At 34.5% G+C, this 13,469-nt stretch carries 14 protein-coding genes; 5 read left to right on the top strand and 9 right to left on the bottom strand.

Translation table 11 applies throughout. From position 1 onward, the window contains the following. Window positions 1-30 precede the first annotated feature (30 nt). The 6 genes from GM921_RS12830 to GM921_RS12805 all read right to left on the bottom strand — a co-directional run bounded on the left by GM921_RS12830 (window position 31) and on the right by GM921_RS12805 (window position 2,797). A complete protein-coding gene (locus GM921_RS12830; RefSeq protein WP_182923033.1) occupies window positions 31-282 on the bottom strand; it encodes a hypothetical protein in 252 nt (83 codons plus the stop codon). Window positions 283-667: 385 nt separating this feature from the next. Then, a complete protein-coding gene (locus GM921_RS12825) occupies window positions 668-814 on the bottom strand; it encodes a hypothetical protein (protein ID WP_182923032.1) in 147 nt (48 codons plus the stop codon). Window positions 815-826: 12 nt separating this feature from the next. Then, window positions 827-973 (bottom strand): hypothetical protein, encoded by a 147-nt coding sequence (locus GM921_RS12820; protein WP_182923031.1) that lies wholly within the window; start codon window positions 971-973, stop codon window positions 827-829. A gap of 442 nt (window positions 974-1,415) precedes the next feature. Beyond that, window positions 1,416-1,598, bottom strand: coding sequence for a DUF6358 family protein (locus GM921_RS12815; protein ID WP_182923030.1), 183 nt, complete (start codon window positions 1,596-1,598; stop codon window positions 1,416-1,418). A 118-nt stretch (window positions 1,599-1,716) separates the two neighbouring features. Then, the gene (locus GM921_RS12810; RefSeq protein WP_173271020.1) at window positions 1,717-2,034 is read right to left on the bottom strand and encodes a rhodanese-like domain-containing protein; all 318 of its coding nucleotides are present in this window, start codon (window positions 2,032-2,034) and stop codon (window positions 1,717-1,719) included. Window positions 2,035-2,167: 133 nt separating this feature from the next. Further along, window positions 2,168-2,797 (bottom strand): hypothetical protein, encoded by a 630-nt coding sequence (locus GM921_RS12805; protein WP_182923029.1) that lies wholly within the window; start codon window positions 2,795-2,797, stop codon window positions 2,168-2,170. Window positions 2,798-3,037: 240 nt separating this feature from the next. On the opposite strand from GM921_RS12805, the gene GM921_RS12800 reads away from it, so the two are divergent. The 4 genes from GM921_RS12800 to GM921_RS12785 all read left to right on the top strand — a co-directional run bounded on the left by GM921_RS12800 (window position 3,038) and on the right by GM921_RS12785 (window position 10,737). Then, window positions 3,038-4,150, top strand: coding sequence for a DUF4407 domain-containing protein (locus GM921_RS12800; RefSeq protein ID WP_182923028.1), 1,113 nt, complete (start codon window positions 3,038-3,040; stop codon window positions 4,148-4,150). Between the two features lie 84 nt (window positions 4,151-4,234). Further along, on the top strand, window positions 4,235-6,061 hold the full coding sequence (locus GM921_RS12795; protein WP_182923027.1) for a M61 family metallopeptidase: 1,827 nt from the start codon (window positions 4,235-4,237) through the stop codon (window positions 6,059-6,061). Window positions 6,062-6,099: 38 nt separating this feature from the next. Further along, entirely contained in the window at window positions 6,100-7,413 is a 1,314-nt protein-coding gene (locus GM921_RS12790; RefSeq protein ID WP_182923026.1) for a M20/M25/M40 family metallo-hydrolase, read from the top strand. Between the two features lie 24 nt (window positions 7,414-7,437). Then, window positions 7,438-10,737 (top strand): S41 family peptidase, encoded by a 3,300-nt coding sequence (locus tag GM921_RS12785; protein WP_182923025.1) that lies wholly within the window; start codon window positions 7,438-7,440, stop codon window positions 10,735-10,737. Between the two features lie 140 nt (window positions 10,738-10,877). Here GM921_RS12785 and GM921_RS12780 read toward each other — a convergent pair whose 3' ends face one another. From GM921_RS12780 to GM921_RS12770, 3 genes are read right to left on the bottom strand one after another with little or no spacing between them, the layout of a single operon-like run. After that, window positions 10,878-11,381: a GNAT family N-acetyltransferase gene (locus GM921_RS12780; RefSeq protein ID WP_182923024.1), complete on the bottom strand. Its 504-nt coding sequence runs from the start codon at window positions 11,379-11,381 to the stop codon at window positions 10,878-10,880. Then, a complete protein-coding gene (locus tag GM921_RS12775; protein ID WP_182923023.1) occupies window positions 11,378-11,941 on the bottom strand; it encodes a thiamine pyrophosphokinase in 564 nt (187 codons plus the stop codon). The genes GM921_RS12780 and GM921_RS12775 overlap by 4 nt, the downstream gene beginning before the upstream one ends. Window positions 11,942-11,977: 36 nt before the next feature. After that, on the bottom strand, window positions 11,978-12,577 hold the full coding sequence (locus GM921_RS12770) for a hypothetical protein (protein WP_182923022.1): 600 nt from the start codon (window positions 12,575-12,577) through the stop codon (window positions 11,978-11,980). A gap of 60 nt (window positions 12,578-12,637) precedes the next feature. On the opposite strand from GM921_RS12770, the gene GM921_RS12765 reads away from it, so the two are divergent. Further along, window positions 12,638-13,132 carry a DUF1579 domain-containing protein gene (locus tag GM921_RS12765; protein WP_182923021.1) on the top strand — a complete coding sequence of 165 codons (495 nt, stop codon included), beginning with the start codon at window positions 12,638-12,640 and terminating at the stop codon, window positions 13,130-13,132. The last annotated feature ends 337 nt before the right edge of the window (window positions 13,133-13,469 follow it).

Raw genomic sequence — 13,469 nt, 5'->3', positions numbered from 1 at the left:
TTTTAACAAAAAAATCAAGTCATCTTAAAATTACCTTATACCAAAATAAAGCTCTTTAAAATACTTAAGATGATAGTAAGGCATGCCCAGAAACATTTTCCATAAGCCTTGCTTTTTTAACAACCCTAAATCAATAAGTCTAAGACTATCTACAAATGGCCTATACAAAATCACATAAATTGCCAAACCAACACAAAATGTTGGTGCGTCAATAAGTTTTGCTACCCAATATAGCAATGGCATGGGTAAAAGAATGACCAAGTAGTATGTTAATAATTTCATAGTTAGACATTTTTACCAATACACGCTGCAACTACAAAAAAGCAATAAATTGTAAATAACCATATAGTATGGTAAGTTTTTAGTTGGTTTAGCATATATTTTGAATAGTAGGAAAGATGATTTTTTTAGCCCGAACTTATATATTTTTAATAATCCACAATTAAGACAAGTATGCTTAACGGTGGATTTGTAATGGTTTTAAAAACTCACTTTTTCCTATTAAGCATAAGTTCCCTTAGTAATATAATATTGCTTATGACAGGAATAATCCAAACTCCCATTTTTCCAATACCAAGAAAGACATATTCACTTTCAAAATATAAAAGAGATAAGCATATTATATTAATTATGACTATAAAAATTAGTGGTTTTACTTTCATGGTACTTAATTTGATAAAAAATCTATTTCTTTCATAATACAGCCAATAGTGATAGGAGGGAAAAGACTCGACCAAAGTAAGCATTCCATACCTCTTGGCAATTCGTAACCACCATTTATATTTATTATTTGATCTTTATTTAACTTTCTCATTATCATATTTTATTAAATTGAACATCCAATCCAAGCACCTGCAAAAAGAGCTGCTCCCAGAACAGGCCCTCCAATCATACCAACTAGAGCAAGACCTTCGCTACTACATAGCTTTCCTCCCTCAATAACTTCCATTTCTTTTAAATTTAATGTTTTCATTTTGTTTTAAATTAAGTTAAAATACAACCTACTCTTTTAAAGATTTTCGGTAAGCTCTTACTGCTGGCCAAACATTAAACTAAAGTTAGCGGTATTGCTTAGTTCATAAAATAGTCTTTTAGGGGGTATAGTGAATACCCATTAATTAGTGAAATTTAAACTTATTTTTTATCGATTTTCAAGATAGCGAGTGCTACATAAAAGGATTATAGCCTGATTTAAGGCCATATAATTTATTACTAATAAAATTAGCCGGCAATCTTAATACCTTAGAAAGTAAGCCTAATTAAATGTAAATAAAATCAATATCCCCTAAATCGACTAGTCAATTTAGAAAGCGAAGTGATAAGAAAAATTATGATGAGAGATTGACTAGTGCCGTAACAATTACGCACAATTACAATCAGTGTTATAAATCAACAATAGAAAATTAAATCCTAACCTATTTCTTAAAATCTTTAAGTGATTTAAGCAATTGTATTTTAACATAAATAAACGCCACAAAAGTTGCTGCAAAAAATGCAATAATCAATGGACTATTATTGTTAAAGGCCCATCCCATTCCAAAAATAGAAAGGATAATTCCTAAATTAAAAAGTACGTTTAAGAAAATCTTTTTTCTCATAGGATCTGGATTTGCAGGATTTAAGGATGACAAGATATTGAAGAATAAATGAGAGTGATTGAATCTTGAATGTATGCGATATGCCTAATTCAAAATTCAATCATTCTACTATTCAAAATTAATAAACCGGCATATTTGGATCAAAAGCTTCTTGCCAAGCTAAAATACCACCTTTTAAATTATATAAATTATCGAACCCGTGTAATTGCTCTAATTGCATAATTGCAGCAGCACTTCTTTTACCGCTACGGCATTGTACAATTACAGGTTTATCGGTAGCAATTTTATCTGTTTCAATTAAAATTCCTCCCAAAGGGATGTTTAATCCATCAAGATTAGAAGTTTCATATTCGAAAGTTTCTCTAACATCAATTAGTTGAAAATCTTCTTTGTTATCTATTTTCTGTTTTAATTCTTGTACCGAAATCTCTTTCATGATTTTATATTTTTTTCAAATATACAAAAAGCAGTTTTACAGGCAACTTAACAAAATGGTTTAAAAGTAAAAATCCCGGATTTAAAACCGGGATTTAATTTCTTTGAGCGTGTGCAAAGATTAGGTAATCTTATTATTTTGATTTATCACCATGCATCATCTTATTTGTCGCTATTAAATTTTGCGTCATTTTAGCATTAAAAGAAATTTCTTGTTTTAAAGCCACAAAAGCATTTTTAATATAAGCCATAGATTTTAACGCTTTCATTGCTTTCATTACACCAGCACTTTTAATTTCACCTGGCATAGTTAATAGCTCTTTTGAAGATTTAACTAATTCAACTCCCATGGTTACAAACATTTTAGACAATGCAATTAATTGATCTGGTTGCACCGGAGTAACTGTACCTGCCGGAGAACCATCCATAGTTTGCCCAGTAATACTTGCATAATACTGAGGGATAGAACCTCTGGTAGTTTTCATTTGGCCAATCAATTTTGCAGCCATTGATGTTAAAGCATCTAATCCGCCAATTCCAGTTTCTTTTGGCGCTTCTAATTTATCTGCTTTAGCGAGTTTCTCTAAAAACTCTTCAGATTTTGCCAATGCAACCAAAGCAGCACGTTGAGTTTTTAATTCATCGAGAGATAATGTTTTTCCATCCGTTACCTCAGCAGGATTGTTGTCGACCACCTCTTCTTGGGCGTTTGCAGCAAAGCATAATGATAATGCAAATGCGGCTGTTAGTAATAGTTTTTTCATGATGTTTAATTTTTAATAAATATCAGAATATCAATACATTACATAAATACCGTCCTCTTGGTATTTTGAAATACCCATTGCCACTTAGTTCTTTAATAGACTAAAAAATCATCAGCATTAATTAAAATTGGTTTTGGCTAACGATTTCTAAGAAATACCTGCTATTTATTCCATGATTTACTGTAACAACTTGCCTGTAAAAGCGTTTAATAATAAATCTTGATTAATTTTGCTTTTATTATGAATAGCATCTCTCGTTTCTTTTGGTTTTGCTCTGGCACACACCTCACTACTTTAGAAAAACATCCTACAGAACATAATAAATACATTGGTATTGGCGCAACTATCTTTTTCACTGGGTTATTTGCGGCACTTTCTGGTGGTTATGCTATGTATTTTGTGTTTAAAGGCGGGGATTTTGCTTGGCTATTCGCCATACTTTTCGGAATAATTTGGGGGTTAGCCATTTTTAATATGGATAGATACATTGTATCCAGTATTAATAAAAATGCAACTACAAGTAAGCAAGTTTGGCAAGCAACACCTCGTATTCTTTTAGCAATTATGATCGGGATTGTTATTTCTCGTCCACTAGAACTTAAAATTTTTGACAAAGAAATTAAAGAGCGTTTAAACGTAAGTTATTTGAATGGTCAACGATCTAAAATTGATACGTTAAACAAAGCTTTTGATAAAAAATACACCATCGAAATTGGAAAACTGAATGATGCTAAAGCAGAACGTGATTCATTAAGTGCAGCCATCAAGGCAGATAGACAAAAGCTAAACTTTGAGATTTTCGGGAATAAAACTACCGAAACATCTGGTGTGATGGGTTATGGCCCTTATGCCAAAAGAAAAGAAGCAGAGCTGAAACAACGTGAGCAAAATTTAGATACGTTAACCAGTGATGTTCGTCAATTGGAGAAATTTGTAGATGGTAGAAAACAGTTCGATGGCTTAATGACTGAGAAATTGTACACCACAAAACAACTTGATAGTTTAAGCAATATTGCAGGCTTTGCAGATCGAAATTGGGCCTTAGGTCAGCTAAGTTTTAATGTAGATGGAACCCGAGATTTAAACACTTCATTAGCCGTTACTTTTATTGGGCTTTTATTTATTTTCTTTGAGTGTTTGCCGGTTTTTGTAAAACTGATGAGTAGCAGAGGCCCTTATGATCATGCTGTAGAAAACATAGAGATTTCACAAGTCCATTTATCTGATAAAGAAAGAGAATTTGAGGTTGAAGTTGCAGATGGTATTCATGAAACTCGTGTAAGCACAGAAATAGAAAAGCGTAAAGAACAAATTCGCAATAAAGCGTATCGAGAATTGCATGGCGAGGATTAATCAATTACTTCATTCGTAATAATTATCAGACAATTTGTGTTTTTTTATTGAATAGCGCTACCTTAAGGCATTATTTTAAATCTGATGAAGAAAATTATTTTTGCCATAGGCTTGTTAGCCACATCAATCGCTGTGCAGGCGCAACAAGAAATTAGTTACGAAGTAAGCTTCCCAAATGCTATTCACCACGAAGCACAAATTAGCATGGTTATTCCAAATGTACCCGCAGGACCATTAAAAGTTCGCATGAGCCGTTCTTCGCCAGGTAGATATGCGACTCACGAATTCGGAAAAAACGTTTATAATTTGAAAGCATTTGATGCTAATGGTAAATCTTTAGCTTTAAATCAGCCAGCGGGCGATATTTATGAAATTCCAACTCATGGCACAAGCGTAAAAATAACCTACACTTTATTTGGTAATTGGATAGACGGCACTTACGTTGGTTTCGACGAAACGCATGCGCACATGAATATCCCAGCAACTTTTGCATTTCCTATTGGGATGGATAACCGACCTCGCATCGTAAAGTTTAATTATGCAGAAAAGCAGAATTGGAAAGTCGCTACCCAACTTAAACCAATGGGAAAAGACAAATATTATGCACCAAACTTGCAATATTTTATGGATAGTCCAACTGAGATTGCAGACTATAAAACCGCAAGTTGGGAAGTGAAAAATCTGAATGGAAAAACACAAACAATCCATTTAATTTCTCACTCAAATGATGAACAAAAAACCATAGACGATTACGCAATTATGCTAAAGAAAATGGTGGCAGAACATGTTGCTGTTTGGGGAGAATTTCCAGATTACGATTACGGAAATTATTACTTTTTACAAGATGTTTATCCAGATAATGCAGGCGATGGAATGGAGCACAGAAACTCGACCTCAATTGTGCAACGCACACCAAAAATTGCAGGTTATGAATCAGGGCTTTTAGGTACATTTTCTCATGAGTATTTTCACAGTTGGAACGTAGAACGATTAAGACCAAAAGGTTTAGAGCCATTTAATTTCGAGCATGCTAATATAACCGATGGGCTTTGGGTTGCCGAAGGCTTTACTCAATATTATGGCAATTTATTACTAGCAAGAGCAGGTTTTAGAACTGTAGATAATGCCGCACAAACTTTTAACGGTTTGGTGAATGCCGTTCTTAATTCGCCAGGAGCTAAGAATTTTACGCCAATTCAAGCTAGTCGTTATGCTGTATTTGCCGATGCTGGCGTAGCGATAGATCAAACAAATAAGAACAATATTTTCACTTCGTATTACACTTACGGAGCAGCAGTTGCTTTAGCACTTGATCTTCGTTTACGATCAGATTTTAAGCTCACACTTGATGATTATATGCGAGCTTTATGGAAAACGTATGGCAAAACGGAAATTGCGTATTCCATGTCAGATTTAGAGAAAACTTTAGGTCAGTTGACAAAAAATCCAGCGTTTGCTGCAGACTTTTTTAAAAACTATGTGTACGGAACTGCTAAAAACGATTATGCTAAATTATTGCTAAATGCAGGTTTCGTTTTACGAAAATCTAACCCCGAAAAAGCATACACAGGTTTTGGAAGAATAGACTTTGAAAATGGAAAAGCAACGTTAGGCAGTACTACGCAAGGTACACCTGCTTATGATGCTGGTTTAGATATTGGCGATAATCTTTTAACGGTTGATGGTATTGAGATTAAAGACCAAGCTGCTTTAACTAAAATAACCGATGCGCATAAACCTGGAGATATTATCACCATTAAGTACACGTATCGTGGTGAAGAAAAAACAACGAAACTTACGTTTAGTGAAAACCCTGCATTAGAACTAATTTCGATAGAAAAAACTGACGGCGTTTTAACTCCAGCTATGCAAACTTTTAGAGATAATTGGTTAAACTCACAAGTTAAATAATCCAGAAAGAGACTTTAAGAAATAACAAACTTTATAAAATGAAAAGAACAATTTACACCCTATTGCTATTGTGTGCTGCTTCAATCGCATCGGCACAAAATATTAATAAAATTATCACAAAAGATTATGTAGATCACTTGATAAAAACATTGAGCAGCGATGACATGCAAGGCAGAAGAACGTTTACGCCAGGCATTGATAAAGCGGCTACTTTTATCGAAAATGAGTTTAAACAAATTGGATTAAAACCATTGGATGGCGCAACAGGATATCGCCAAACATTTTACAAATACCAATTAAAACCATCATCAATTAATGTAACGATTGATGGGAAAACTGTAGATAAAGAAAACATCGCCATAGTTGGCAACAACTCAAAAGAGCTTTCTTTTGATCAAACTACTGGTGATGGTTGGATTAAACTTAATCCTGAAAAAGATTTCATGAGCCAATACAGAACAATTAGCAGAAGCGGTAAAAAGCAATTGGTATTAGTTGACGTGAAGTTTGTGGATATGTTTAACCGTTTAAAAACTCAATCTGCTAGGGCTGTTGATGAAAAAGATTTAACTCCTGCAAAACCTAGTGCGCTAGTTTTCATTTTAGACAAGGATACTGTTGCGAAAGACTTTAAGGTTGAGTTGAAAAATGAAGTAGTGAAAATGCCTTTATTTAATGTTGCTGGTATCATTCCTGGTAAATCTAAAGCGAAAGAATTGGTTATTTTTTCTGGTCATTATGATCACATGGGAATTGTAACTCCAAAAGAAGGCGATAGCATTATGAACGGCGCTGATGATGATGCTTCTGGAACTTCGGCCATGATTGCCTTAGCCAAATATTATAAAAAACTAAAGAACAATGAACGCACTTTAATTTTTGTGGCTTTTACAGCTGAAGAAATTGGTGGTTATGGCGCTCGTTATTTTTCACAACAACTAAACCCAGATGATGTTGTTGCCATGTTTAATATCGAAATGATTGGTAAAGACAGCAAATTTGGAAAAAACACAGCCTTTATTACCGGTTATGAAAGATCTGATTTCGGAAAGATTTTACAGAAGAATTTAGAAGGAACGGAATTCACTTTCCATCCAGATCCTTATACCGAACAAAACTTATTTTACCGAAGTGATAATGCTACTTTAGCCGCTTTGGGCGTTCCAGCACATACCATTAGTACAGATCAAATTGATATTGATAAACACTATCATCAAGTTACCGACGAATACAAAACCCTTGATGTAGAAAACATTTTATCAACTATTAAAGCAATTGCTAAAAGTGCGGTAAGCATTATAAAAGGAATTGATACACCAACTCGTATCCCGCCATTGACTGGAAGACAATAAATTTTTAAACCAAAAAAACTAAACATGAAGATCATCAAATTAAATCGCCTCTTTTTATTGGCAAGCTTATCTATTTGCCTTATAAATGTTTCTAAGGCTCAAAATAATGAGACTTTATTATTGCGTAGCCCCGCAGTAAGCAATAACAATTTAGCTTTTGTGTATGGCGGCGATATATGGATTTCTGACTTAAATGGAAGCAATCCGCGTAGGTTAACTATAAACCCAGCGGTTGAACAAAGCCCAGTATTTTCTCCCAATGGGAAATTTATAGCCTTTACTGGCAATTACGATGGCAACAACGACATCTATGTAATTCCGATTGAGGGCGGCGCACCTAAACGAGTAACCTACCATCCAAATGCAGATTTGGTAAAAGGTTGGTTAAGTGATGATGAGTTGTATTTTACGTCTACACGTGATTATAATTATGCATTAACGTCAAGAATGCACCGCATTAAAGTTGATGGAACTGGCGAAAAAGCATTGCCTATGCCTGAAGCTGTGCAAGGCTCTCCATCTGCCGACAAACGTTATTGGGCATACATTAAAAATACAGATCCAACAGATCGTGCTAACGTAGCTTTTAAACGTTACCGAGGCGGAGGTATGCCAACGGTTTGGATTTTTGATACCACTACTCAAAACATCGAAATTATTCCAGGAAGTAATTCTAATAATGTAAAGCCACAATGGGTAGGTAATAAAGTTTATTTCCTATCGGATAAAGATTTAACGTTAAACTTATATAGCTACGATGTAAGCTCTAAGAAGGTTGAAAAATTAACCAATTTTAAAGATTTCGATATTAAATCATTAACTGGTGGAAATGGCAAATTGGCATTTGAGCAGGGCGGAAGAATTCATCTTTTTGATGTTGCAACAAACAAAGAAAATGCAGTAGCTATAAATATTCAGGCAGATGCTCCTTACAAACGTAGCCATTACAATGAGTTGGCAAGTGATGTTCGCAATTACGAAATATCACCAAAAGGCGTAAGAGCTTTGTTCGAAAGTCGTGGTGAAATTTTTACCGTACCTAAAGAAAAAGGCGATGCTAGAAATATATCTAACTCTCCTGGTAGTTATGAGAAATACCCAGCTTGGTCGCCAGATGGAAAGTATATTTCTTACCTGTCGGATAAAAATGGAAAATATCAATTGGTATTGCAAAATCAAGTAACCAAAGGCGAACCAGAATATATTGATTTAGGGAGTACATATTTCTATTTCCAACCAACTTGGTCGCCAGATAGCAAGAAATTATTTTACAGCGATAGCCATTTAAACTTATTTTATATTGATATCGATTCAAGAAAACCAATCTTAGTAAAACAAGATAAATTAGGTTCGCACACCAATAGAACGTATAACATGTTGCAACCAACGTGGTCGCCAGATTCTAAATGGATTTCTTATGTAGCAACTTTGCCAAGTACAGTTAGTGCAATTTTTATTTACAATGTAGAAAAAGCAACTCATACCCAAATTACAGACGGAATGAGTGATGTAGCTAATCCATCATTTAGTAAAGACGGAAAATATTTATTCTTTATGGCAAGTACAGATATCGGTTTAGCTGGTAGCGGTTTACACATGTCTGCTTATCAAAGACCAGTAAATTTCTCGGCTTATGCCTTAATTCTTGCAAAAAAAACTCCTTCATTATATAAAACTGAAAGCGATGAAGAAACGGTAAAAGCAGATGAGCCTGCTCCGAAAAAGGAAGAGCCAAAAAAAGACGATAAAAAGTCTGCGGATAAAAAAGAAACAGACACCAAAGCTAAACCTGCGGAGGCAAAACCTACAGTTATTGATTTAGATGATTTGAGTAATAGAATTATTGCTTTGCCTATGGCAAATGGTTTATCATCTCTTGACGGTGCTGTTGATGGACAATTATTATACGTTAAAAACGGAGAATTAAATGCCATCGATTTAGCTAAAATGGAATCGAAATCTCTGATTACAGGTATTAATGGTTTTGGAGTTAGTAGTGATGGCAAAAGCATGATTTATACTTCTCGTGGAGGATATTACATTGTTCCAGCGGCACAAAAACCTGCAACTTCTGAAACTGGGAAAATCAAACTAGAAGGAGTTAAAGTTTTGGTAGATCCAGCTGCAGAGTGGAAACAAATGTTTAATGAAGTTTGGAACATGGAAAAAGAATATTTCTATGCCGAAAACATGCATGGTGCAGATTGGCCAGCTATTAAAGTTAAATATGAAAAATTCCTTCCTTATGTAAATCATCGTTCTGATTTAGCGTATTTATTTAATGAAATGATGGGCGAAATGGTAGTTGGTCACAATTACATTTACCCAGGTGATGAACCTACTGCTACTTCGATTGCTATTGGTATGCTTGGCGCAGACTATGAAATGGAAAACGGCTATTATAAAATCAAAAAGATTTTTAATCGTTTAGATTGGAACCCAAGCTTTAAAGCACCATTAGCAGAGCCTGGTTTAAATATTAACGAAGGCGATTACATTGTTGCAGTTAATGGAATTCCATTAACTAGCGAAACTTCAATTTACAGTTTGTTCGATTATAAAGTTGGTAAACAAGTTGCCATTAAAGTAAATAGCAAACCAAGTTTAGTAGGCGCAAGAGAAGTGGTAGTTGTTCCTATTTCTATTGCTTCTGAAATGGAATTGAGGAAAATGGATTGGGTAGAGAGAAACCGTAAAAAGGTAGATCAATTGAGTAATGGCGAAATTGCGTATGTGTATATGCCAAATACAGGGCAAGACGGTTTTACCTATTTCAACAGATATTACTTCTCTCAAATGGATAAAAAAGCCTTATTAATGGACGAACGCAATAACGGTGGTGGTTCTGTTGCCGATTATGTAATCGATTTATTAAGCCGTGAGCTGGTGAGTTATTGGGCAATTAGAGATGGTAAAAGTTTCACAACTCCTGGTAATGGTATTTTTGGGCCAAAGGCGATGTTAATTAACGAAAACGCTGGCTCTGGCGGCGATATGATGCCTTATATGTTTAAAACCAAAGGCTTAGGAAAACTAGTTGGTCGTACCACAATGGGTATTTTAGTTGGTATTAGTGGCTATCCGCAATTATTAGATGGCGGTAGCATTACTTCTCCAAACTTTGGTATTTATGATACAAATGGAAAATGGATTATTGAAAATGAGGGTGTTGCACCTGATATTTTTGTAGAGCAAACCCCTAAAGACTTACTAGAAGGTAAAGATCCTCAATTAGAACGTACCATTAAATTACTTCAAGAGGAAATGAAAACCTATAAATATCCGAATGTAGCTAAGCCCAAAGATCCAATTAGAGGGCATTAATCTTTCGTACTGCTCGTCATTCCCATGAAAATGGGAATCGTAAAGCGTAAAGACTTTAACCTAGCATTAGGATGCCCAGTCGAGCTGAGCATGACGAGATGGTTAGCGGTTTTCAACTGACAATTGTTAATTGAAAACTGCTAACTGATCTCCAGCTCCATTACATAATCATTCATAAAGAAACCGTTGCCGATATTTACGTCAACGGTTTCTTTTATTTTAAAGCCTGCTTTTTCATAAAAATCTTTGGCTTTATTATTTCTATTTACGTTTAACTGCAAGAATTTTCCACCGTTACGAACCGCTAAGTTTTTAACCTCATTAGTCAGTATTTTACCCACGCCTTTACCATGTGTTTCTGGCAAAACATATAACTTATGTAATTTGTAAACTTGGTTTTCTGTATCTACAATTGAAAATCCAGCAAAACCAACATCTTTATCTTCTTCCGTTTCTGTGGCAATTAAAAATGTATGTCCTTTTTGCAATTGCGATAATAGTTCGCCACGATTATACATTAACTTAAGCATATAACTCAGCTGCTCTTCACTAATGTAGTCGCTATAAACTTGTGGCCAAATGCGCTCTGCCATGTCACTAATAATAGCTAAATCTTCCTCTTTTGCTTTTCTTAAAACTATCATAATAACTCGCTCAAAAACAAATAATCAGTATTAAAATTAAAACTCACAAAACCATCTTTTAATACTACAAAATCTCCATTTTCTTCTTGCTTTAAATTGCTTGTTTCGAAATAAGAAATAATATCGATATGAAAAATAGTGCCTTCTGGTTTCCAAATACTAAAGCCAGGTTTAACAGCATAGCTTTTTTCTGTTTCGGTAAACAATACAATGTTTATTTCTGGTAAAAAATCTACCAAATCATCAAACTTATTTTCTTTACTGATAATGTTTACTGCCGGATATTTCTCTGCAATTAAATATTTAACTACCTTTTGCAAATTAGCTGTTGCCGAAAATATCCACTTTGTGTTTTCTTGTCGTTGCAAATTATCATCGGCACCAATTACTACATCAACTTTTAAACCGAGAGAAATTGCTTTTTCATATTCCTCGGCAGCTACTACTAAAGTTGGACTCCATTCTAATAACTGCCCTAAAAGTTCATCATCAAAATTACCTAAATGATGAATGTATAAAGCTGGCTCTTGTTTTTCTCTTACAATATGATGTGATGACATGTAGCGAAGATAAAATGAATTTCAGTATTTCTTTTACTATTTAGCAAATTTGGATTGCTTAAAAGAATCTAGCAGTATTTTTTTATCTGCTTCATTGTTGTAACTAATATTAACACCAAAATCGTATCCCTTAATTATTTTGCTAAACATAATTTGGTTCATAATTTCTGTGCCATTTGGCCCATAAACTTTAATATGAAACGCATTAAATTGCTGACCTTGTATATTTTCTTTAGACGATAATGTATCTGCTTTTATTCCCTGTTTATGATAGGTATCAAAAATTAACTGCTTAATTAACTTATTATTTGCCTCATAATCGCCAGGCTGTTTTTCTACATAAGGTTCAATCGTCGAATCGAATAGGTTTAATTGGTTTTTCTGAAAACTAGCCAAATGCTTTAAGCTATCTGTATTTACTTCTCCCTCATAAACTTTATCAACCGCTTCTTTCCCTTTTTTATCGCTAGCCTCAATTTTTGCTTGGCTTATTAATTTATAACCTGCCGGGATTTCAATTGTCCAACCAATTTCAGTACTGGTATAACTCTCTAATTTAGTTCCTTCTTTTTTAGCTTGAGAATTACAAGCGCCTAAAGCACATAACAGTACAAAGAATAAGAGATTTGTTTTCATGCTCAGTTTCTTAATGATTGATTAGCTGTAAATTTAAATAAATTCTCTATTTTAGTATTGATGAGCAAAAGTAAATTCGAAATCTCCAAAGAAAACGGTCCACACCACAGATTAGCAGCTTTAGTAGGAAGTTGGGATGGCACAACGCGTACTTGGTTTGAGAAAGACATTTTAGCTGATGAATCGCCAATGCGAGCTAGGATTTTTATGGTGATGGATGATCGGTTTATGCACTACGAATACGAAGGCACATTGAATGGAAAGCCTTATGGAGGCAAAATGTTATGGGCTTACGATTTAGGCAATGAAAAATGTCAATGTAGTTGGGTAGATAGTTTTCATATGGGAACTGGTATTTTACAATCTGAAGGGCATGAAACTGGAAATGGTTTTGCTGTAACTGGTAAATATGGATGGATTGGCATTCCTGAACCTTGGGGCTGGAGAACTGAACTGGAAATCATCAATTCTACTCAATTTATTATCAGAGCTTACAATATTTCACCAGAAGGTGATGAAGCTAAAGCAACAGAAACTATTTATCATAGAATTTAAGAGCATCTGAAATTTCTTTAAAATTAGTTGTATTGCTGTCCTGCTGAGCGAAGTCGAAGTATCCTTTAGTTAAAGTAACCAATGCACAGAACTGTATCGGCTCATTACTAACCGCCATAACCGTCTTTGCGAAGCCGATTTTCATCGGCTGTGGCAATCTCATTGCTGTTATTAATTTGTTCTAAAACAAGTGGGAGATTGCCACGGTCATTACTGATGAAAAATCAGAAAATGCCCTCGCAAAGACGACCGCCAACTATACGCCAATTGTCAAGCTGAGCGACGTCGAAGTACCGATATGTATTACTTTCTCCATTCATTATCCTTCCTATAAAAA

This window comes from Pedobacter planticolens (genome assembly GCF_014172375.1).
GTDB lineage: Bacteria > Bacteroidota > Bacteroidia > Sphingobacteriales > Sphingobacteriaceae > Pedobacter > Pedobacter planticolens.
This window is presented reverse-complemented; position numbering and strand designations above follow the sequence as displayed.